The sequence below is a fragment of the Polaribacter sp. Z014 genome, assembly GCF_023555435.1.
Taxonomy (GTDB): domain Bacteria; phylum Bacteroidota; class Bacteroidia; order Flavobacteriales; family Flavobacteriaceae; genus Polaribacter.
Genome location: NZ_JALCZP010000003.1, coordinates 24,567 through 47,332, shown reverse-complemented (window position 1 = coordinate 47,332; position 22,766 = coordinate 24,567). Strand labels below are relative to the sequence as shown.

General features: G+C 31.3%; 21 protein-coding genes. 10 read left to right on the top strand and 11 right to left on the bottom strand.

The window, feature by feature from the left end:
• Window positions 1–55 precede the first annotated feature (55 nt).
• The 6 genes from acs (at window position 56) to MPF19_RS05570 (ending at window position 6,866) form a co-directional block, all read left to right on the top strand.
• The gene (gene acs, locus MPF19_RS05595; RefSeq protein WP_249987137.1) at window positions 56–1,963 is read left to right on the top strand and encodes an acetate--CoA ligase; all 1,908 of its coding nucleotides are present in this window, start codon (window positions 56–58) and stop codon (window positions 1,961–1,963) included.
• 15 nt (window positions 1,964–1,978) lie between these two features.
• Window positions 1,979–3,079: a sensor histidine kinase gene (locus MPF19_RS05590; RefSeq protein WP_249987136.1), complete on the top strand. Its 1,101-nt coding sequence runs from the start codon at window positions 1,979–1,981 to the stop codon at window positions 3,077–3,079.
• Window positions 3,080–3,082: 3 nt separating this feature from the next.
• Window positions 3,083–4,408 carry a sigma-54-dependent transcriptional regulator gene (locus MPF19_RS05585; protein ID WP_249987135.1) on the top strand — a complete coding sequence of 442 codons (1,326 nt, stop codon included), beginning with the start codon at window positions 3,083–3,085 and terminating at the stop codon, window positions 4,406–4,408.
• Between the two features lie 377 nt (window positions 4,409–4,785).
• Complete coding sequence (locus MPF19_RS05580) at window positions 4,786–6,084, top strand: Glu/Leu/Phe/Val family dehydrogenase (RefSeq protein WP_249987134.1); 1,299 nt, start codon at window positions 4,786–4,788, stop codon at window positions 6,082–6,084.
• 17 nt (window positions 6,085–6,101) lie between these two features.
• Window positions 6,102–6,512 (top strand): GreA/GreB family elongation factor, encoded by a 411-nt coding sequence (locus tag MPF19_RS05575; RefSeq protein WP_249987133.1) that lies wholly within the window; start codon window positions 6,102–6,104, stop codon window positions 6,510–6,512.
• Window positions 6,513–6,521: 9 nt separating this feature from the next.
• A complete protein-coding gene (locus MPF19_RS05570; RefSeq protein WP_249987132.1) occupies window positions 6,522–6,866 on the top strand; it encodes a hypothetical protein in 345 nt (114 codons plus the stop codon).
• A gap of 90 nt (window positions 6,867–6,956) precedes the next feature.
• On the opposite strand, the gene MPF19_RS05565 is transcribed toward MPF19_RS05570, so the two are convergent.
• The 5 genes from MPF19_RS05565 to MPF19_RS05545 form a co-directional block, all read right to left on the bottom strand.
• Window positions 6,957–7,622: a 3'-5' exonuclease gene (locus tag MPF19_RS05565; RefSeq protein WP_249987131.1), complete on the bottom strand. Its 666-nt coding sequence runs from the start codon at window positions 7,620–7,622 to the stop codon at window positions 6,957–6,959.
• Window position 7,623: 1 nt separating this feature from the next.
• Entirely contained in the window at window positions 7,624–9,516 is a 1,893-nt protein-coding gene (locus MPF19_RS05560) for a DUF294 nucleotidyltransferase-like domain-containing protein (RefSeq protein ID WP_249987130.1), read from the bottom strand.
• A gap of 69 nt (window positions 9,517–9,585) precedes the next feature.
• On the bottom strand, window positions 9,586–11,127 hold the full coding sequence (locus tag MPF19_RS05555) for an acyl-CoA carboxylase subunit beta (protein ID WP_249987129.1): 1,542 nt from the start codon (window positions 11,125–11,127) through the stop codon (window positions 9,586–9,588).
• 185 nt (window positions 11,128–11,312) lie between these two features.
• Window positions 11,313–12,770 (bottom strand): acetyl-CoA carboxylase biotin carboxylase subunit, encoded by a 1,458-nt coding sequence (gene accC, locus MPF19_RS05550; protein WP_249987128.1) that lies wholly within the window; start codon window positions 12,768–12,770, stop codon window positions 11,313–11,315.
• 88 nt (window positions 12,771–12,858) lie between these two features.
• Window positions 12,859–13,344, bottom strand: a complete 486-nt coding sequence (locus MPF19_RS05545; protein ID WP_249987127.1) for an acyl-CoA carboxylase biotin carboxyl carrier protein subunit — start codon at window positions 13,342–13,344, stop codon at window positions 12,859–12,861.
• Between the two features lie 582 nt (window positions 13,345–13,926).
• On the opposite strand from MPF19_RS05545, the gene MPF19_RS05540 reads away from it, so the two are divergent.
• Entirely contained in the window at window positions 13,927–15,693 is a 1,767-nt protein-coding gene (locus tag MPF19_RS05540) for an ABC transporter ATP-binding protein (protein ID WP_203394677.1), read from the top strand.
• A 160-nt stretch (window positions 15,694–15,853) separates the two neighbouring features.
• Entirely contained in the window at window positions 15,854–16,621 is a 768-nt protein-coding gene (locus MPF19_RS05535; protein ID WP_249987126.1) for a DUF6503 family protein, read from the top strand.
• 113 nt (window positions 16,622–16,734) lie between these two features.
• Here MPF19_RS05535 and MPF19_RS05530 read toward each other — a convergent pair whose 3' ends face one another.
• From MPF19_RS05530 to MPF19_RS05510, 5 genes are all read right to left on the bottom strand, one after another.
• Window positions 16,735–17,259, bottom strand: coding sequence for a nuclear transport factor 2 family protein (locus MPF19_RS05530; RefSeq protein WP_249987125.1), 525 nt, complete (start codon window positions 17,257–17,259; stop codon window positions 16,735–16,737).
• 29 nt (window positions 17,260–17,288) lie between these two features.
• Window positions 17,289–18,014, bottom strand: coding sequence for a head GIN domain-containing protein (locus MPF19_RS05525; protein ID WP_249987124.1), 726 nt, complete (start codon window positions 18,012–18,014; stop codon window positions 17,289–17,291).
• Window positions 18,015–18,108: 94 nt separating this feature from the next.
• A complete protein-coding gene (locus MPF19_RS05520) occupies window positions 18,109–19,773 on the bottom strand; it encodes a PspC domain-containing protein (RefSeq protein WP_249987123.1) in 1,665 nt (554 codons plus the stop codon).
• Window positions 19,766–20,110 carry a PadR family transcriptional regulator gene (locus MPF19_RS05515; RefSeq protein WP_249987122.1) on the bottom strand — a complete coding sequence of 115 codons (345 nt, stop codon included), beginning with the start codon at window positions 20,108–20,110 and terminating at the stop codon, window positions 19,766–19,768. The genes MPF19_RS05520 and MPF19_RS05515 overlap by 8 nt, the downstream gene beginning before the upstream one ends.
• Window positions 20,111–20,129: 19 nt before the next feature.
• The gene (locus tag MPF19_RS05510) at window positions 20,130–20,597 is read right to left on the bottom strand and encodes a DUF4870 domain-containing protein (protein ID WP_249987121.1); all 468 of its coding nucleotides are present in this window, start codon (window positions 20,595–20,597) and stop codon (window positions 20,130–20,132) included.
• A gap of 189 nt (window positions 20,598–20,786) precedes the next feature.
• On the opposite strand from MPF19_RS05510, the gene MPF19_RS05505 reads away from it, so the two are divergent.
• Window positions 20,787–21,242 carry a DUF4442 domain-containing protein gene (locus tag MPF19_RS05505; protein ID WP_249987120.1) on the top strand — a complete coding sequence of 152 codons (456 nt, stop codon included), beginning with the start codon at window positions 20,787–20,789 and terminating at the stop codon, window positions 21,240–21,242.
• Window positions 21,243–21,396: 154 nt separating this feature from the next.
• Here MPF19_RS05505 and MPF19_RS05500 read toward each other — a convergent pair whose 3' ends face one another.
• Window positions 21,397–21,552 carry a hypothetical protein gene (locus MPF19_RS05500; protein WP_249987119.1) on the bottom strand — a complete coding sequence of 52 codons (156 nt, stop codon included), beginning with the start codon at window positions 21,550–21,552 and terminating at the stop codon, window positions 21,397–21,399.
• 286 nt (window positions 21,553–21,838) lie between these two features.
• Here MPF19_RS05500 and MPF19_RS05495 point away from each other — a divergent pair, with 286 nt between their 5' ends.
• Window positions 21,839–22,675: a TIGR00266 family protein gene (locus MPF19_RS05495; RefSeq protein ID WP_249987118.1), complete on the top strand. Its 837-nt coding sequence runs from the start codon at window positions 21,839–21,841 to the stop codon at window positions 22,673–22,675.
• Window positions 22,676–22,766: the final 91 nt, after the last annotated feature.

The window sequence follows — 22,766 nt, the reverse complement described above, 5'->3', positions numbered from 1 at the left end:
TTGTTTCACTTGGCATTAATAGTAAAATGCCTTATAAAAATTAAATAAAAATATTATGAGTAATTACCACATAAAACACTTAGAAGAATACTTTAAAGTCTATAGAAAATCTATTAGAGAGCCAGAAGTATTTTGGGAAGAAATAGCGGAAGAGCATTTTTTATGGAGAAAAAAATGGGATAATGTTTTAGATTGGGATTTTTCTAAACCAGAAATTAAATGGTTTGAAGGGGCAAAATTAAATATTACAGAAAACTGTATTGATAGGCATTTGGCTACGAGATCAGACAAAACGGCTATTTTATTTGAACCGAATGATCCAAATGAGCCCGCAGAACATATTAGCTACAAACAATTGTCTGAAAGAGTCAATCAATTTGCCAATGTTTTAAAAGAACACGGAGTTCAAAAAGGAGATAGAGTTTGTATTTATGTTCCTATGATTCCAGAATTAGCAATTTCTTTATTGGCATGTGCTAGAATTGGGGCAATTCATTCTGTAGTTTTTGCAGGTTTTTCATCTACCGCATTATCAACAAGAATTAATGATTCTGACTGTAAAATGGTAATTACTGCAGATGGTTCTTATCGAGGGAAAAAATCTATCGATTTAAAAGGAATTGTAGATGAAGCTTTAGAAAAATGTCCGGGAGTTAATAATGTTTTGGTTGCAAAAAGAACCAATGCAGCTATCAACATGAAAGAAGGAAGAGATAAATGGCTACAACCTTTGTTAGATGAAGCATCTAAAGAGTGCAGTGCAGAAATTATGGACGCAGAAGATCCGTTATTTATTTTGTACACTTCTGGTTCTACAGGAAAACCAAAAGGAATGGTACATACAACTGCAGGATATATGGTGTATACAGCATATACTTTTAAAAATGCATTTCAATATAGAGAAAACGATGTGTATTGGTGTACTGCCGATATTGGTTGGATTACTGGCCATTCTTATATTGTGTATGGCCCGTTAGCAAACGGAGCAACCACGCTATTGTTTGAAGGTGTACCAAGTTATCCAGATTTTGGACGTTTTTGGGATATTGTAGATAAACATAAAGTGAGTCAATTTTATACCGCTCCAACCGCCATAAGAGCATTGGCAAAACAAGGAACAGCATTGATAGAAAAATACGATTTATCATCTTTAAAAGTGCTAGGATCTGTAGGAGAACCAATTAATGAGGAAGCTTGGCACTGGTATAATGATAATGTAGGGAAAGGAAAAAGTCCTATTATAGATTCTTGGTGGCAAACAGAAACAGGAGGAATTATGATTACGCCTATCCCTTACGTAACACCAACAAGACCAACGTATGCAACATTACCTTTTATAGGAATTCAACCAGCTATAATGGATGAAGACGGAGGTGAATTAAAAGGGAATCAAGTAGAAGGAAGGTTGTGTATAAAATATCCTTGGCCAAGTATTGCTAGAACTATCTGGGGAGATCACCAACGTTATAAGGAAACCTATTTTTCTGCCTATAAAGACATGTATTTTACGGGTGATGGAGCACTTAGAGATGAGGTTGGATATTATAGAATTACGGGTAGAGTAGATGATGTAATTATTGTATCTGGACACAATTTAGGTACTGCACCAATAGAAGATGCTATTAATGAACATCCTGCAATTGCAGAATCTGCTATTGTTGGTTTCCCTCATGATATAAAAGGAAGTGCATTGTATGGGTATATTACCTTAAAAGATGCCGGTGAATATAGAGATCATGCTAATTTACAGAAGGAAATTAATCAATTGATAACAGATAGAATTGGGCCTATTGCAAAACTAGATAAAATTCAGTTTACAGAAGGATTGCCAAAAACACGTTCTGGTAAAATTATGAGACGTATTTTACGTAAAATAGCTTGTAATGAAATGGATAATTTAGGAGATACAAGTACACTTTTAAACCCAGAAGTAGTAAAAGGTATTATTGAGAATCGATTGTAAAAAAGATAATTTTTGATGGGAATTCATATTACTATTGAAGATAAATTAAAAGAGCGTATTAAAGAGCTAACTTGTTTGTATAAAGTTAGCTCTTTAATTCGTAATAATAATTTTAGTGATATAAACACACTTTTTAAGGAAATTGCAGCAAGTGTAAAGGAGGCCATAAGATTTCCGGAAGAAGCATTTGTAGAAATTAGAATTGAAGATTTTGTTTTTGTAGAAGGAAGAAAAATACAAGATGCTATTTTTATTATTTCAGCCGTTAAGGCTTTTGGTAAAATTAAAGGATCTTTAACGGTAGGGTATTCAAAACAAAAGTTTTCTGAAAATTCTTTTTTAGAAGAAGAAAAATTATTGTTGCATAAAATAGCTACTGAAATTGGGGACTTTTTAGAACGAAAGCAGATAATTGAAAAAGAGGAAATTGCTAAAAGACAAATTGAAAGAGCAGGAAGGCTTACTATTTTAGGAGAAATTACTGCAGGAATTGCACATGAATTAAATACGCCTTTAGCAAATATTTTGGGCTTTGCAGAATTGTTAAAAGAACAATATAAAGACGATAAAGTAGCAAGTGAAGATTTAAAAAAAATAATTAATAGTGCTATTTATTCTAGAGAGGTGGTAAAGAAATTAATGTTTTTTTCTTGCGAAATGCCTCAGCAAATGACTTCTGTAAATATCAATTTAATTATTAACGAGGCTATTAGTTTGTTGAATCCTAATTTTAAGAAAAAAAACATTCAATGTACTATTACTTTTTCTAGTGATGAAATTTACTTAAAAGTTGATAGAATTCAGTTAACCCAAGTAATTTTTAATTTGGTTATCAATGCTATTTATTTTTCACCAGTTAAAGGGAAAATCAACATTGATGTTTTAGAGAATTCAAAAAAGATTCAAATCAGAATTTCTGATGAAGGAGAAGGAATTCAATCCGTTAATTCAGAAAATATCTTTAATCCTTTTTTTACTACCAAACCTATTGGAGATGGTTCTGGTTTAGGTTTAAGTGTTGTACATGGAATTATTAAAAGTCATAAAGGGACCATAATTCATCAACCAAACTCGCCAAAAGGTACTATTTTTGTTGTTAGTTTTCCTAAAAGTTAAAAGATGCTAAACAAAGAAAATATACTAATTGTAGATGATGATGTTCTTATTTTAGAACTCATACAAAGACATTTACAGTCCTTAAATTACCATACTTACAAAGCAATTTCTGTAAAAGAAGCTTTAGAGATTTTAAAAGATACCTCTATAGATTTATTAATTACAGACTTGCAAATGCCCGGAGTAGACGGATTGGAGTTAATTAAATATGCGTCTGCACATTATCCTAAAATACCAAAATTGGTGGTTACAGGTTTCCCTTCTATACAAGGTGCTTTAGAGGTTATGAAGTCTGGTGCTGCAGATTATATTACAAAGCCTTTTACAAAAGAAGAACTAAAAACGGCAATTTTAAAATCTTTAGAAATGAAACCTAAAGGTGATAAAATTACCAAAGAAAAAGAAGTAGCAACAAATAAACCTTATGGAGAATTAATAGGTGCATCAACTGCAATGAAAAAAGTTACAGACGTTATAGAGCGTTTAAAAAATAATAAAGCAACGGTTTTTATTCATGGAGAAAGCGGAACAGGAAAAGAGTTGGTAGCGCGTTCTATACATTATATGGGTAAATATTCCTCAGCACCTTTTATAGTGGTAAACTGTGGTGCAATACCAGAAAACTTGTTAGAATCAGAATTGTTTGGTTATGTAAAGGGAGCATTTACAGGGGCAGAAAAAGATAGAAAAGGTTTTTTTCAAGCGGCAAATAATGGAACTATTTTTTTAGATGAAATTGGTAACGCATCCTTAGCAACCCAATTAAGATTATTACGTGTTTTACAAGAAAAGGAAGTGGTACGAGTTGGTTCTCAAAAAGCAGAAAAAATTGATGTTAGAGTAATTGCAGCTACCAATATTGACCTAAAAGATTTAATCGAAAAAAAACGGTTTAGAGAAGATTTATATTACAGATTAACAGTTGTAGAAATTAATGTACCAACGTTATTAGAAAGAAGTTCAGACATTCCTTTATTAGTAGATAAATTTTTATTTAAATACGGAATAGAGTACAAAGACCGATTTTTAAAGATGACACCAGAGGCTTTAGAAGTGTTGATAAATTATAATTGGCCTGGAAATATTAGAGAGTTAGAAAATGTAATACAAAGAGCTATTATTATGTCTGATAGGTTTGTAGATGTAGAACATTTACCAGAGCATATAAAGTATCAAATCGATTTTTCTAAAACAAACAAATTGTTGTCTTTAAAAGAGTTTGAGAAAACCTATATTTTAAAAGTATTGCAAGCTACCAATAACAACAAAACAAAAGCAGCAGAAATTCTTCAAATTGATAGAAAAACACTTCGAGAGAAATTAAAATAAGTCATTTTTAAAAACGAGTAAAATAGTAGCAGCTGGGGAATTATTCCTCAGCTGTTATTTTTTGTTATATAAGTAGATTTTGTATAAGTTGCTTATATATAGGTGGTTGATGTTCTTTTTGTGTTTGTTTGAAAAATATGGCACATGGCTTGCAAATAGGTAATCGTAATTAAAAATATAATTATGAAAATGAATTGTAATAGTTTATGTACTACTTGCCTGCACACAAGTGATTGCAGTTTAACATCAAATAAAAGTTTTATTTGGTCATGTAGCGAGTATGAAAAAAGGAGTTTTATAAAAACCAATTCTACACCTATTTTAACGCCAAACTTTAGTTTCACAGAAAGTGAAAGAGAGTTTGAAATTATTTAATTATGGCGACTTTAACAAAAGAATTAAAACAAAAAAAACAGCCTAAACAAGGCATGTTAGAAAACGTAATGAAGCAGTTTGAAAATGCTGCGGAATTAGTAAACTTAAATCCGAATATAAAAAAGATATTAAGTGTAACCAATAATGAACTAATTATACATTTTCCTGTAAGAATGGACAATGGAGAAGTAGAAGTTTTTAAAGGATATAGAGTACAACATAATAATGCACTTGGCCCATATAAGGGAGGTTTAAGGTATCACCCAACAATAGATATTGATGCCGTAAAAGCATTGGCAATGTGGATGACTTGGAAAACTTCTTTGGCAGGTTTGCCTTACGGTGGGGCAAAAGGAGGAATTCAATTTGATCCAAAAAAGTACTCTAATTCAGAATTAGAACGTATTACTAGGCGATTTACCTATGCTTTAGGAGATAATATTGGTCCGGAACACGATATACCTGCACCAGACGTAAATACAAATTCACAAACCATGGCTTGGATAGCAGATACTTATATGTCTACGAAGACGCCATCTGAAAGATCTAGAAGTCAGCATGTAGTTACAGGAAAACCAATTGGTTCTGGAGGTTTAGAAGGAAGAGATAGAGCTACTGGTTATGGTGTTTTTCTAACGATTAAGTTTTGGGCAAATCAGAAAAGTATAGCGCTTAAAAATAAAACTTTTATAGTTCAGGGATTTGGAAATGTTGGCTATTGGGCCGCACATTTTTTAGAAAAAGAAGGTGCTAAATTAGTAGGTGTTCAAGATGCATTTGGCACTATTGTAAATAAAAGAGGGTTAGAAGTTGAAAGCTTATTAACGTTTACCAAAGAGAATAATGGAAGTATCGTTGGTTTTCCAAATTCAATAAATATTGATAAAGAAGATTTTTTCGGATTAGAGTGTGATATCTGTATTCCTGCTGCTTTGGGAAATCAAATAACAGAAGAAAAAGCACATCAAATTAAAGCTTTTTTAATTGCTGAAGGAGCAAATGGGCCTACAACTGTTGAAGCAGAAGAAATTTTAAAGGAAAGAGGAATTACAATTATTCCTGATATTTTATGTAATTCTGGTGGAGTTATTGGTAGTTATTTTGAATGGCTACAAAACAGAAATGGTGAATTATGGGAATTGAATGAAATTATGGAACGTTTGAATAAAAAAATGAGAGAAGTATTTGTTAAAGTTTTAAATGTTGCTGAAAATAGACAAATAGATATGCGTTCCGCAGCCTACGTATTGGCAATAGAAAGAATAGAAAGAACGTATATACATCGTGGTGTTTTTCCATAGAATTAAATTTATAAAAAATGAAGTATGGTCAATTAATTATTGAAGAAAACGAGTTTTTAATTATAGAAAAACTCTTGAATTTAAACAAAGTAGTTGTATCTAAAACGGTGAAGAGCCATATTTTTAAGTTACAAGAAGAATTAAGGAATGTAACTAAAATTGTTGCGGAAAAAGAAATTCCTGTAGATGTTATAAGATTAAATTCTGTGGTAACAGTGAGTTCTTTAGATGATTTATGGGAAAAAACCTTTGAGTTAGTAGTCCCTTCTAAAAGCAATATTTTAGAAAATAAAATTTCTTTATTATTACCTATGGGAACAGCCGTTTTGGGCTATGCAAAAGGAGATTTTATTTTATGGGATTTTCCGGGAGGGGTAAAAGAATTAAAGGTATTAGAAGTAGTGCAACAAGAAAGTGTAACAAAATAAAGAATAATTATGCAGGTAAATAATGAGCAATCTGAAAACCAAATAATTCAAAATCGAAGTCTAAATGAAGTAAATAGATGGATGTTAGATCTGAATGAAATATCACGTGAATGTAATGATGTTGAACTGGATAGTCTTAAGGAAAATAATTTAAGGAACGAGTTTTCTATTTTTATTGAGAATAATAAGATGATACAAAATAGGCTTTTAGAGTATAGAAATGTTTTAGGTAATCCAACAGAGTGTATTGATTTGGAATGTGATTTATTTTTTTACAAAGAGCATAAAAAAAATAGAAATTTATATATAGAACATTATAATCGTTATAAAAACTTTAAAAAAAATATAATCTAATTTGCTAATTGTTAAGTTAGTTTTTTTGTAGGTGGCTCCAAATTAGATTTGGAGCTGCCTTTTTTTTAAGCTAAACTTAGAATATCTTTTTTATAGAAGTCCAATTCTTTCATTGCTTCTTTGCAAGTAGGATAATGAAATAACGGTATTCTTTTTCTTTAAAACACAAAGCAGTTTTACAAATAAGATTGCGGTAATAAAAGCATCTCCAGAGGCCGTATGTCTATCATGTTGAGGTATGTTAAATCGAAGTGATAATTCATCTAAACTAAAATGTTTTTTTGAAGTATCTAATTTTGATTTTACAAATAAATGCCCAGTGTCTAATACTTTATTTTTTAGTTTTGGTAAGTTTAAACGCTTTAAAGCTTGGTTTATCATGGCAACATCAAAAGCGGCATGATGTGCTACTAAAACAGCATTTTTAATATGCTCCAAAAATTGAATGATACCTTCCTGTTCAGTTACTTTATGTATAGTTCCTTGCTTTAGAATACCATGAATCTTTACCGTTTCTGTGTTGAATAAATCTTGTGTAAGATAGCACTCTAAATTGTCAGAAACTTTTATCGTTTTATCAATAACAGCGATGGTTCCAATAGATAATATTCTGTCTTTTTTGATGTCTAAACCTGTTGTTTCAGTATCAAAAATTACAAAACGGATGTTTTCAAATTCAGCGTTTTGTTTTCCTCTGAAACATTCTTTATAGAATTTCCAAAAAGGTGGGTATACTTTTTTTCTGAACCAACTCATACTACAAAAATTGAGAAAGTTTAAATCGAGTCTGAATTAAATCTTGCACCTCTTTTACGGCTTTAAAACAGCTTTTTAATTCCAAACGATTGGCTTTACTTAATGTTTGTAAATCTATAAATCTACCCGAATCGTTATGCAGTAAACCTTGTTGAGTTCTAAAGTAAAGAAGGTTTTTAAATGCCTCTAAACAAGCCAAAAAGACCTCTTTATTTTGTGGTTCTAATTCAGTTAATTTTTCATATCTAACAATGGTATTGTTGTGTGTTTTTATGTTTTTTGATAAGATTAATAAACGAGCAGCATCTACCAAAGGCATCATTGCACGCGCTTTAATATCAAACTGATCTTTGTGCTCTCCATCTCGTTCTACTAAAAATTGTCTAAAGAAACTTAACGGAGGCGGATTTTTTAAAGCATTTAAACCTAAATAAGTTAAAAAAATATCACGAGATTCTATAGACTCAAAAATACTTTCTGCTAAAGAGCTGACTAAATTTTTATCACCATAAACAAATTCAAAATCAAAGAAAATAGTACACAACATTAAGTTGTCTTGATCTGGAGTTGTAATCCATTTTTTAAATTGCTGTTCCCATTGAGTAACCGATAAACACCATTTAGGATTGCTAGCCATCATTTCTGCAGGACACAATTCGAAACCAACGATTTCTAATTTTTGATTTATTTTTTGGGCAAGTGTTAAAAAATACTGTTGTGTTTTTTTATACTCATTTTCATCAACATCATTAAAAACGAGTGCATTATCTTGATCTGTTAATAGTAGTTGTTCCTCTCTACCTTGACTTCCAATGGCTAACCAGGCAAAAGCAGTTGGAGGAGGGGTTGGCATTTCTTTTATCGCTTGATCAATAATTTTTTGCGTAATACTTTCGTTAATTGCAGAAAGTATTTTTGTTGCAAATGCAATAGGAATTTGCTGTTTTATATACCGTTTTAAAAGTTGTTCTGCGCGTTTTCTAATCTGATGTAATTGTTCGGGAGTTGAGGTTCGTTTTACTTCTTTTACCAATGCAGACGCATTATTTTCTCTTACCACAATAATATCATGTTCAGATAAAATACCTGTTAAATCGGAATTTGGTGTGCCATCTTTGGTAATACACAAATGCGTAATTTTATATTTTAACATGGCAATTTGTGCTTCTGCAACGGTAATGTTTTCTGGATATGTAATTATAGGAGAAGACATTATTTTAGTAACAGATTCTTCGATAGAAACCAATCCTGTAGCAATTTTAATCCGTAAATCTTTATCGGTAATAATGCCTAAAGGTTTGTTGTTTTCGGTAATAATGATAGAACCAACCCGTTTGTGCGTCATAATAATTGCCGCCGCTTTTATGCTCGTTTCTGGAGAACAGTGAATTGGGTTTTTAGAAAAATCGATGGATTGTTCTTCAAAAAAATCTTGTATCTTCTCTGAAGATTGATGTTGTTTTTGAGAATTGGGTTCTGTATAACGTGTGTTAGAAACAAAGCTCGTCATTAAAAAAGCACTCGCTTCTGAGTTTGTGGTGATATAATTTTCAAATAATTCAGCAGACAAACTATACACAATACTTTCCTCTAAGGCTTTTGCAGTTAATTTGTAACTGTCTTTACGTATGAGCGCGCGCAAACCAAAAATATCACCTTCATCGCATTCATCAACTAAGGTATTTGTTTCTTCTTCAAACAAACCAATGGCACCATCTTTTACTACGTAAAATTGATTTTTTATGGGTGTTCCTGTGATAAATAAATCGGAATCTTTTTCTAAATAAAGAATGTCCACAGCTTTACTGATTGCCAATAATTCATCTTTTGGCAACATGTTAAAAGGAGGGAAGTCCTTTAAAAAGTCTGAGATGCGTTTTGCAATAGTGTTCATGATTCTTATTTACAAAATCCGATTTAGGTTTTTATGATTCCGCTGTTTTTTGTGCTAAATAGTTGTGGTTTATAAAGGTATGTTTCCGTGCTTACGATCTGGTTTTACTATCTCCTTATTTTCTAGCATAGAAAATGCTTTTATTAACTTTCTTCGGGTATCTTTTGGTGTAATTACTTCATCTATAAAACCACGTTGTGCAGCGCTGTATGGATTGGTAAAAAGTGCTGCATACTCAGCTTCTTTTTCCTTTAATTTTTTTACTGGGTTTTCAGACGATTTAATTTCTCTTTTAAAAATAATTTCGACAGCTCCTTTAGCTCCCATAACGGCAATTTCTGCACCTGGCCATGCAAAATTCATGTCTGCCCCAATATGTTTAGAATTCATAACATCGTACGCGCCACCATATGCTTTACGTGTAATTACGGTAACTCTTGGCACAGTAGCTTCGCTAAAAGCGTAGAGTAATTTTGCTCCGTGTACAATAATACCATTCCATTCTTGGTCGGTTCCGGGTAAAAATCCTGGAACATCTTCAAGCACTAAAAGCGGAATGTTAAAAGCATCGCAAAAGCGTACAAAACGTGCACCTTTTTTAGAACTATTTACATCTAATACACCTGCTAAAATTTTTGGCTGATTGGCAACTATACCAATACTTCTTCCGCCTAATCTAGCAAAACCAACAATAATATTTTCAGCATAATCTTTATGGATTTCATAAAAAGAATCTTCATCTATAATTCCGGATATGACTTTGTGCATATCGTACGGCTTATTTGCGTCTAAAGGAACAATGCTAGTAAGTTCTTCTCTAATTTCATCTTGTAATTTAAAAGGTAATAGGGCAGGAGTTTCTTTATTATTTTGAGGTAGATAACTTAAAAGTTTTTTAATATCTTCTAAACAAGTTACGTCATTAGAAGAAGTTTTGTGTGCCACTCCAGATTTTGTAGCATGTGTACTTGCGCCACCTAGTTCTTCACTTGTTACCTCTTCATTAGTAACCGTTTTTACTACACTCGGTCCGGTTACAAACATATAACTGGTGTGCTCTACCATAATGGTAAAATCTGTCATGGCCGGCGAATACACTGCACCACCAGCACAAGGTCCCATTATTGCAGATAACTGCGGAATGATACCCGAGGATTGCACATTTTTGTAAAAAATATCAGCATATCCACCAAGAGAACGAACACCTTCTTGAATTCTTGCACCACCAGAATCGTTTAGACCAATTAATGGAGCGCCAACTTTCAGCGCCAAGTCCATAATTTTGCAAATTTTCTCTGCATGAGTTTCAGATAAAGAGCCACCAAAAACGGTAAAATCTTGCGCAAAAATATAGGTTAATCTTCCGCTGATAGTTCCGTAACCAGTTACAACGCCATCACCATAATAAACTTGATATTCCATACCAAATTCTTTTGTTCTGTGTGTAACTAAAGCGCCAAACTCTTCAAAAGAGCCGTCATCTAATAAATATAAAACACGCTCTCTTGCGGTTAATTTTTTCTTTTGATGTTGCTTGTCAATTTTATCTTGTCCACCACCTAAATAGGATTGAGCAAGTTTGTCGTTAAGGATTTTTATTTTTGATTCCATTATTGTATTTGTTTTCTCGCAAAGACGCAAAGGCGCAAGGTTTTGCTGCTAGTGTTTTGTGTTTGTTGACTTTATTTGAATTACTTTTTTGTAAAATAATAATTTACACATCTAAATTTTATTTTTTCGAATACTGAATACTGAATACTGAATACTGAATACTGAATACTGAATACTGAATACTGCTACTGACTACTGCTAATAGAAACAGGGATCCTCAATATTTTCTGATCTTCTAAATACTTTTTCACGGCAATAATTGCTGCAATTTTAGCTTCTTCTTGTTGCTTGCTTTTTAAAGTTTCGGGAGAATAATACTTTTTAACAAAATGCGTATTAAAATTTCCGGAACGAAAAGCATCATGTTCACAGACAAAACTACCGAAAGGCAAAGTGGTTTCAATACCTTCTATTTGATAATTCTGAATAGCGGTAATCATCAATTCAATAGCTTCTTCTCTTGTTTTTCCGTAGGTGATTAATTTTGATAACATGGGATCGTAATAAATGGGAATGTCCATGCCTTGTTCAAAACCATTATCTACACGAATGTTTTTACCTTCTGGTAATTTGTAAACCTCTAAATTTCCCACACTTGGTAAGAAATCATTTAAAGGATCTTCTGCATAGACACGTAACTCTAAAGCGTGTCCATGAATTTTTAAGTTTTCTTGTGTAATTGGTAATACTTCACCACGAGCCACACGAATTTGTAATTCTACTAAATCTGTATTTGTAATGAGTTCCGTTACCGGATGCTCTACTTGCAAGCGTGTATTCATTTCTAGAAAGTAGAAATGATGATTATCATCTAGTAAAAACTCAACCGTACCAGCCCCCACATAATCACAAGATTTTGCAACTTTAATGGCTGCTTCTCCCATCTTTTTACGTAATTCTGGAGTCAAAACAGTAGAAGGAGCTTCTTCAATTACTTTTTGATGACGCCGTTGAATACTACAATCACGTTCAAAAAGATGTACTACATTGCCAAGTGTATCTGCCATTATCTGAATTTCGATATGTCTTGGTGAGGCAACATATTTTTCTATAAAAACGGACCCATCACCAAAAGCATTTAACGCTTCGCTGATGGCTCTTTGCATTTGCGATTCGAATTCCATTTCGTGTTCTACTACACGCATTCCCTTTCCACCACCACCAGCAGATGCTTTAATAAGGATAGGAAACCCTATTTCTTTCGCTATAATTTTAGCTTTCGGAATGTCTGTAATGGCTTCTTCCGTTCCAGGAACCATTGGAATATTGTATGCTTTTACAGCTTCTTTTGCCGCCAATTTACTTCCCATTATTTTTATCGCTTTAGATTTTGGTCCAATAAAAATGATGTTATTCTTTTCGCAGGATTCCGCAAAATTGGCATTTTCAGATAAAAAACCATAACCAGGATGAATGGCATCTACGTTTAGGCTTTTAGCAACTTCAATAATTTTATTTCCTAATAAATAAGATTGATTGGAAGGAGCTTCTCCTATTAAAACAGCTTCGTCTGCAAACCGAACATGTGGTGCATTTCTATCTGCAGTAGAATACACAGCAACGGTTTTTATACCCATTTTTTTTGCGGTTCGCATAACGCGAATGGCGATTTCTCCTCTGTTTGCTATTAAAAGTTTTTTCATATAAAATTTATTGGTTTTATGAAAGATGGTAAACGTATGTGTCAATACCTACAAGGTTTTGAAAACCTTGCAGGAAGAAATTTCTTACTTATTCAAATTCTATTAAAAGTTGATTTTTATCTACAGTTTCTCCTTTTGTAACAGAGATTGTTTTTATAATTCCTGCTCTTGGAGAAGTTAATGCGTTTTCCATTTTCATGGCTTCTAAAATTAAAAGGGTATCATGTTCTTTAACTTCCATACCAACAGAAACATTAATATCTAATATTAAACCGGGCATAGGCGCTTTAATTTCGTTGACTTCTTTTGTGATGCCAATTTCGAACCCCATTTCTTTAATAAGGGTATCTAAATGATCATGAATGTTCACATCATAAACCGTGTTATTCACTTTTACGGAATACGATTTCTCATTAAAATTGGAGTTTGTAATTTCGGTTTTGTACGATAGATGATTATCTAAAACATGAAATTCGGAATCTGAAACTTGTAAAGTGTCTAGTTTTTTTACAGCTTGTTCGTCAATGTTAAAATCGAAAGTATCGTTTACTTTTACTTGATAAGAATTTTTCATCCTTTTATATAATTTAATGATTGTAAATATATGTTTTTTAAAGGTTTCTTTTTAAGTGGTTTAGATTAAAGTTGCTAAATTGATATAGTTTTATGTGAGAAAATATTGATTTTATGCGGATACCTACTATTTATAAGTAGTGTCTTATAAGTACTTTTTAGTGTTGATAAAACTTTTAAATTAAAGAAGAGAAAATTAAAAATAAGGTCGATTTTGTTTTGCGTTAGGGATAGTAGCGGCATCCTTTTTTACTTTTTGTAAAAAAGATATAGCGAATAGCCCGACCCTTTTTGGGAACGCCCTAAAAATAGGATACTGAAATAAGAAAAGTAATTGTTTTATAATAAAGCCATTAATTTAGAAGTTGTCTAAAAAGAGAATTTTTTGGCAATCTGAATTTATTTCAGACTCTTATGAAGGTTAAATTTCGATAAGTTAAGATGTTGAAACAAGTTTATCATGACAATGTTTATTACTTTTTAGACAGCAAATTTTGTTTGTTGTAACTTTGCAAATATGTCAGACTTCCACTCAATGGCATATAAATTGACAATTACTAGTATCTACATTTTAAAATATATTATGCAACATTATAAAGAATCTAAAAAAGATAAATCTAAACCCAAAGTAACCTTAAAACAAGCATTTAAAACTATTATTTGGCCAAGAAGAAACTTGGTTTTTTTGGGTTTAATCCTTATTATTATTCGAAGTTTATCTGGGTTTGTTTTACCAATGCAGAGCAAAGTATTGTTAGACGAAGTTATTCCTAATAAAGATTATAGTCATTTATACAACTTAATATTTATTGTAATAGGAGCTATTTTAGTGCAAGCAATTACTTCTTTTTTATTGACAAAAGTTTTGAGCATTCAGGCACAATATTTAATATCAGAACTAAGAGCGCAAGTACAGAAGAAAGTTTTGTCTTTGCCAATCAGTTTTTTTGATAATCAAAAATCTGGTGCTTTAGTTTCTAGAATTATGAGTGATGTAGAAGGGGTTAGAAACTTAATTGGTACTGGTTTGGTACAATTAATTGGAGGTTCATTTACGGCAATCTTAACCTTAGTTATTTTGTTAAGGATGAATGTTTGGATGACGGTTTTTACCTTTGTGCCTCTGTCAATATTCGGAATTATTGCCTTAAAATCTTTCAAATACATTCGCCCGATATTTAGAGCAAGAGGAAAAATTAATGCAGAAGTAAAAGGACGTTTAACAGAAACGTTAGCGGGTATCCGAGTAATTAAAGCCTTTAATGCCGAGGACCAAGAAAGTAAAGTATTCGAAAAAGGTGTTGAGGATATTTTTATAAACGTTAAAAAAAGTATGACGGCAACTGCAATCATGACCAGTTCTTCAACCTTTTTAATAGGTTTGGCAACTACCGGAGTGATGGGAATTGGAGGTTATTATATGATTCAAGGTACTATGACCTTTGGAGATTTTATTCAGTTTACATTTTTATTGGCATTTATGGTGGCACCAATTGTACAAATGAGCAATATTGGTAGTCAGTTAACCGAAGCGCTGGCAGGTTTAGATAGAACGGAAGAGTTAATGAATATGACTGCGGAAGAAGATGATGAAGAAAGAACAATAGTCTTAGAAAAGATTAAAGGAGAGATTGTTTTTGATGATGTTTCTTTTGCGTATGAAGAGGGGAAAGAAGTATTGAATAATATTAACTTTAAAGTGCCTTCTGGTTCTGTAACTGCTTTAGTGGGAAGTTCAGGTTCGGGGAAATCGACCATTGCAGGTTTATCTGCTACCTTTTTAAATCCTAAATCAGGTACAATTACTGTGGACAATCAAGACATGTCTAAAGTTAATTTATCTAGTTATAGAAAAAACTTAGGTGTTGTTTTACAGGATGAATTTTTGTTTGAAGGAAGCATAAAAGAAAATATTATGTTTCCAAGACCAAATGCTACAGAAGCCGAATTACAAAATGCTGTAAAAGCTGCGTATGTAAACGAATTTACAGACCGTTTTGAGGATGGTTTAGATACGTTAATAGGAGAAAGAGGAGTGAAGCTATCTGGTGGTCAGCGTCAGCGTTTGGCAATTGCGAGAGCTATTTTGGCAGACCCAAAAATTATTATTTTAGATGAAGCAACGTCTAGTTTAGATACCGAAAGTGAATCTTTAATTCAGAAAAGTTTGTCTGAATTGGTAAAAGATAGAACTACCATTGTTATTGCTCACAGGTTGAGTACTATTAAAAAAGCAGACCAGATTTTAGTGATAGAAGCCGGTAGTATTGCAGAAAGAGGAACCCATGATGAGTTGATTGCCAAACAAGGTAGGTATTATGACTTGTATACGTATCAATCTAAAATTTAGTGAAAATTAATTTTTAAAAATTCTTAATTGAACTAATCCCGCTTTTTTGCGGGATTTTTTTGCATAAATATTATTTCTTCAATTAGGATTTTATTTTTTGTAATGATAATTTGTAAAAAACGACTTTCTAAATTATCGAATTTAAATATATTATCGAATTATGAAAAAAGTACTTTTATTGTTAATTGTAGTCATTGCAATTTCTTGTAATAATGAACCTAAAAAAAAGGTTAAAGAATCTGTAAAACAATTTGAAGTTAAAAAAGAAAGTTTTCCGGATGAGTTAGGAAAAGTTTTTGAAGCTCACGGAGGAATTGATACTTGGAGAAATGCAGAAATTTTATCCTTTAAAAAAGGAGAAGAAGTACATATAATCAATTTACAATCTCGTATAAATATAATTAAAGCACCTAATTATGCTGTTGGTTTCGACGGAAAAAATGTTTGGTTAGACGAAGCAGAAGAAGGAACTTTTAAAGGAAATCCTGCTTTTTATCACAATCTTTTCTTTTATTTCTATGCAATGCCTTTTGTGTTATCTGATGAAGGAATTACGTATGAAAAGATTGCACCTTTAACTTTTGATGGCGTAGATTATCCTGGTTATAAAATGTCTTTTAAATCTAATGTTGGGAGTTCTCCTGATGATAATTACAAGTTGTATTTTAATGCAGAAACGTATCAAATGGAATGGTTGGCTTACACAGCTACATTTATGTCTAAAAAACGAAGTGATAAATTTAATATCATAAAATATGGTAAATGGAATAATGTAAACGGATTGCTTTTACCATCAGAAATTACTTGGTTTAAAGTCGATGAAAACGGAGTGCCTACAGAACCAGCAAGACCTGCTGTCGTATTTACAGATGCAGCAATCAGTAAAAATAATTTATCAGATTCATTTTTTGAAAAGCCAGTAAAATAAATTATAGTATATAAAAAAGTAGTCGTCGTTTTTTACAAAACGACGACTTACCAAGTAAACTAATAAAACCAAGTATTAGTATAAATATTAGAAGTTAGCTTTCTAATATATTTTTATTCGGAATAAGATTTGTGATTATAACTCAATACCCTTTTTAATTTCCAAATCTTATTTTTTAAAATCCAAAGGTGTGTAAAATCTGCAATTCCAACAGTTTTTAAAACACCTTTTTGTTTTTGTTGAAACGTGTGTTTCCCTTTTTGAATAGCACCATAAATAACGCCATTATTATTTAATGGATGTACTTCTAAAGAATTAGCAACCAGTTGTCTGGTGTTATTTCCTGGATTGGTACAAAGATTCTTTTTAATAACTTCCATAAATTGTTCTTTATTTTGGATACCAGAAACATCATGATAAAACTCAAAATTATCAGCTATAATTGGGCTTAGTTTTTCAATTTCACAATTGTTAAATGCTCTTTCAAATAGAATACTGTCTTTAGATTTTAATGTTTTAAACAAGTTTGAATTTGTATCAACTTGTGCATTTAAAACAAAGTTGTAAAACAACATGGCTAAAAACAGTAATACTTTTATTAAAATTGATTTTCTAAAAGGTTCTAAAAAAGAGTCCATAGTTTGGTTGCTTAATTTATTAAAGTTGCTTATTTCTTAGAAATACTTCCGCCAGAAGTAGTTTTTTTATCGATTGATTTTGGGTTTCCTTTAAAATCAATATCGCCACCACTTGTTGCTTTTGCTTCTAATTTTTTTGATGCATAAATATTAATATCAGCTCCACTAGTTACTTTTGCTATAGTGTTTTCACTTTCTAATTCATATGCATCAATAGAACTTCCGCTTGTTGCGTTAGAAGTATGATTGATTGTATTTCCAGAAATATGAATGTCAGAACCGCTTGTAGAATTGGTTGCTACACTTGTGGCGTCTACTTTTATGTTTATATCTGCACCACTTGTAGCCGAAATAGAAATTTCATCCGTATTTATAATTCCTTTCCCATACACATCACTTCCACTTGTAGCTCTTAAAAGCGTTAAATCTTTAAGGGTAACATGTACCTTTTTGGCTGCTGCTCTCCAGATTCCTTTTTCAGCATATACTTTTAATATGCCATCTTTAACTTCCGTAATAATAATATCGTGTAAGTTTTCATCAGCTTCTACAGTCACTTTATTCTTAGAACCTTGGGTTATGTAGACATCTAGACCTGTACTTACTTTTATTCCAGTAAATTGATCTGCAATTTTTCTTGTTTTGGTAATTACATTTTTATTTCCGCTAACTCTATTCATCATGTCTACATTACAGGATGTAAAAAGAGTTGTTATAAATAGAATTGCGATAATTTTTGAAACTGAATTTTTCATGAGTTTGGTTTTAATTAGATTGTAAAAGTCTATGAATAGACCTTTACAATCAAAAGTTGGTTACTCAATTGTTGGTTTTTAAGTCTGAATTGTATTAAATTACTTCTTCAAGATCTTCTTCATTTATACAATCTGTACATTGTAAGGTTTCATTGGTCATTTTAAAGTGATGATTCACCATGTCCTTGTCATAGATATCTGTTTCATTTTTTACATCATCTAAAAAGTTTTTTGTAGAATGATCAAAATAAACAGTGTTTCCTTTTGGAATATAAACTGTGATATTAATTTCTTCATCTTTCCAAATATTTTTAAAGTCAGATAGGTAATAAGCATCTAAAACTATGGTATTATTGATGATTTTGAATTTATATTCAATTTTTTCAGCATTCTTATTTGCGCTATTTCTAGTTTTTCCAGAAGATTCTTTTTGAAGAATAATGTACCCTTCATTAGAATTGCTTTTTTTAACATCCACACCAATATTATTAGAGTATATTTTGTTTATTCCATCTATTTCAACTTCCTGTTTACGAGAAGTTCTTCTTAAATTATGTCTGTAATAAATTTCATCATCATTGATCATTTTTAAGGTGATGGTATCACTTTCCATAATATTTAAAGCTGTTTTCTTTACAAACTGACCGTCATTTACATGAGAGGTTCCGTATTCTATTCCTGTAAAAACCATGGTAAGTAAAGCGATTACCCAAATACCTAAAAGTGATAATGAGGTTGGTTTACTAATTTGTTTTACACTACTAGATAAAATTCTTAATCCTAAAACAAATAAGATTAAAAAAGGAATACCAATTAGTAAAAATGCTGCAAGTGTTAATACCCACTTAGGTAAAATTGCATCATAGAAAAATGGTGGATATTGTAAAAACTCTCCGTTCACATTTAAAATTTCTAAACTCCCAACTGAAAACCCACCAATAATTAGTGATAAAATAACCGCACCAGCAATAAATACTAGTAGAATTCCAATAAACTTACCAATCACTTTAAAAAGTACAAGAATAATCTTGCCTATGGTGTTGATGAAATCTTGTAATCCGTTATTTTTTTTGGTCTTTCCCGAAAAAGTCTGATTCATTTTTTCTGAAAACTCATTGGCACCATCTTTAAATTTCTCTGAAGCTTTATTTGCAAAATCGGCTACATTTTCTGAAACATTTGTAAACTCTTCACGAATCTTTTTTTCGATGTTATCGATGTTTACAGGTTCTCCTTCCATTTGAAGTTTCTCTGCAGTGGTTTTAGCTTCTGGTAATAAAATCCAAAGGATAATGTATAAGATTACTCCAAAACCAGCACCAAAGAAAAGTGCTAATAAACCAAGACGAATCCAAATCGTATCAACATCAAAATAATGGGCAATACCAGAAGCAACTCCACCTAAAAACTTATCCTCACCATCTCTAAATAATTTTTTTCCGGTAGTGTTATTTCTATTGTAAGAATAACTAGCATCACTATATTCTTCTTCAGCGCCTGCATAATCTTCTGGTTGTCCCATAATTTTAATGATATCTTCTATATCACCTTCATTAATAACCTGTCTTGCGTCTGTTATTTTTTCTGATAACAATTCGCTAATACGCGCTTCTATATCTGCAATGATTTCGTTTTTTCCTTGCGGATCATCGCTTAACGATCTAGAAATAGATTCTAGATATCGTTTTAATTTCTGATAGGCAACTTCATCTATGTGGAAGAAAAATCCGCCTAAATTTATGTTGATTGTCTTATTCATTTGTAGTTGGTTTTTTGCTGATTACTTGGTTTACTGCGTTTACTAAATTGCTCCATGTTTTGTCTAATTCTTTTATAAACATGCCGCCGTTTTCTGTTAAAACATAATACTTTCTTGGTGGTCCAGAGGTTGATTCTTCCCATCTATAGGTTAATAATCCTGCATTTTTTAAACGGGTTAATAAGGGATATATGGTGCCTTCAACCACAATCATTTCAGCACTTTTTAGCGTTTTAAGAATTTCAGAAGTATAGGCATCACCATTTTTTAGGATGGATAAAATGCAATACTCTAAAACACCTTTTCGCATTTGTGCTTTTGTGTTTTCTATCTTCATTTATTGTGGTTTTAAATGATTATTTAATAAATTTTATAGTGAAAGGATATTTATAATTTTCTCCTTCTTTAGCTTTTAATGCGGCTATAATTATCAATGCAATTTTAATGATACCTACAATTCCGGCAAGAGATGCAATACCAAAAACTCCGAATAAATTAGAAGCATCAAAATTGAAATCTATATGATTAAAGTTGTCAAAATTATCGAAGTTTCTAAAAATAGAACCAATAAAAACAGGAATAAAAGATAAAGTCAAAATAAAAATATACAAAGAATAACTGATGTTAAAATTGATAGCTTCTTTGCCTTGTTCATCTAAAAATTTACTTCTATCTTTTAATGTTTGCCATGCAATTAATGGTGTAATTATATTACCAAATGGAAATATAAATCCTGCGAATGCAGAAATATGTATTAAAAAGGCATTGGAGTTTTCATTATTTTGCTTCATGTTTTCTAAACTATATAATACTTTCTTATGCAAATATATATCTTTAAGAAGGTATTATGTAATACATAGTACTATAATTAACATTTATTTAACATTTGTGTTTTTGATAAAAATGCAATCAAAAAGTCTTGTACCCTTTGTTTTTATTGAGTTTAGGTTCCGTTTTTTTTAACTATCTTGTGATCGATAAGATATCTTGTTAAAATTATTTAAACTTTTATAATGAAATTTACGCCCAAAAAAGTGAACCTTTTTAACCTTGTAAAACTGCCTTTAGCATATTTAGGAGGAGTAAGAGTACGTAGTATTACAGATGCAGAAGTGGTGGTTTCTATAAAATATAGATGGATGAATCAAAATCCGTTTAGAAGTATGTTTTGGGCGGCACAAGGTATGGCGGCAGAAATGCCAACCGGTGTTTTGGTGATGAAGGCAATACACGATTCTAAAGTAAAAGTTTCGATGCTAGTAACAAAACAGGAAGCGGAGTTTTTTAAAAAAGCTACAGGAAGAATTCTTTTTTCTTGTAAAGGAGGGACTGAAATTAGAGAAGCAATTCAAGAATCCATTAAAACGGGAGAAGGGCAAGTTATTGTTTTAACATCCGAAGGAAAAAATAAAGATGGAGTGGTGGTTTCTAGGTTTCAATTCCATTGGAGTTTACGCGTAAAGAAATAGATGACACCAAATCAATTTTAAAATGATTGATACTAAAATTGAATTATTTTTTCTTCATAAGAAATATAAAATTGAATCATAGCCTAAGTTACGATTCTATTTTATATTGAATGAGTCAGGGAAAAGAAACGAATTTAATCCATCGTTTTGATGTTTATTTAGTATAATCTTTCTTTTTGTATAATTCAGGTCTTTCTTCATTATAATCACAATCTTGAAAAATTCCGCAAGATACATTTGTACGTGCTAATGATTTTGAAGTTTCAAATTTCTTGTAAAAAGCTTCTATTTCTGGAGATAAATATTTCATAATTATTTATTTTTTTAATTAATAGATAAAATATAGTTTCATTTACTATACATCAAAAGTAATATTTTAGTGAAATCAGAATAAGATCTACGAGTTAATTTTATGTTATATGTAGAGTGTTCAAATTAACTTTATAATAATACAGAAAATAAATTAATATAAATAAGAAATTAAAATCGTTTAGGAGTTAACCTAAAATTCGTCAAATTTTAAATTAACGTAATTATTGCTGTAACAAAAAGAGACTTAAACCTTCTAATATGTACAACCCTTAAAAAAAGAGATTATGTTTCAAGATAAAATTTCACAAAATTCATCAAATAGAAATGCACACGAAATAGATTATAAAATCTTTGGAGAAGAAATGCAATTTGTAGAAATAGAGTTAGATCCACAAGAAGGTGTTGTTGCAGAAGCAGGAACTTTTATGATGATGGATGACAATATTAAAATGAATACTATTTTAGGAGATGGTTCTAATCAAGATACAGGCTTGTTAGGAAAGATATTTTCGGCAGGAAAAAGAATTTTAACCGGCGAAAGTTTATTTATGACGGTTTTTACCAATGATGGCTTTGGAAAAAAACAAATTTCATTTGCGTCTCCATATCCTGGAAAAATTATACCTATAGATTTAACGGAGTTTGGCGGGAAATTTATTTGTCAGAAAGATGCTTTTTTATGTGCTGCAAAGGGCGTTTCTATAGGAATAGAATTTTCTAAAAAACTAGGGAGAGGTTTGTTTGGTGGCGAAGGTTTTATCATGCAAAAAATGGAAGGTGATGGTTTAGGCTTTATTCACGCTGGAGGAACCATGGCAAAAAAAGTATTACAACCCGGTGAAATTTTAAAAGTAGATACCGGTTGTATTGTTGGTTTTACACAAGATATAGCGTATGATATTGAGTTTGTTGGTGGTATAAAAAACACTGTTTTTGGAGGAGAAGGAATGTTCTTTGCTTCTTTACGCGGACCAGGAACCGTGTATATACAATCTTTACCATTTAGTAGATTGGCAGGTAGAGTACTTTCTATGGCGCCAAGATCTGGAAGTGGTACTAGAGGAGAAGGAGGTGTTTTAGGAGGACTAGGAGATTTATTGGATGGAGATAATCGTTTTTAAAAATAAAAAATTAAGCTAGTTTTTTTGAGGATATTTATAGCTTATAATACGAATGAAATATCTGAATTTACGTATATTTCATTTTTTTATA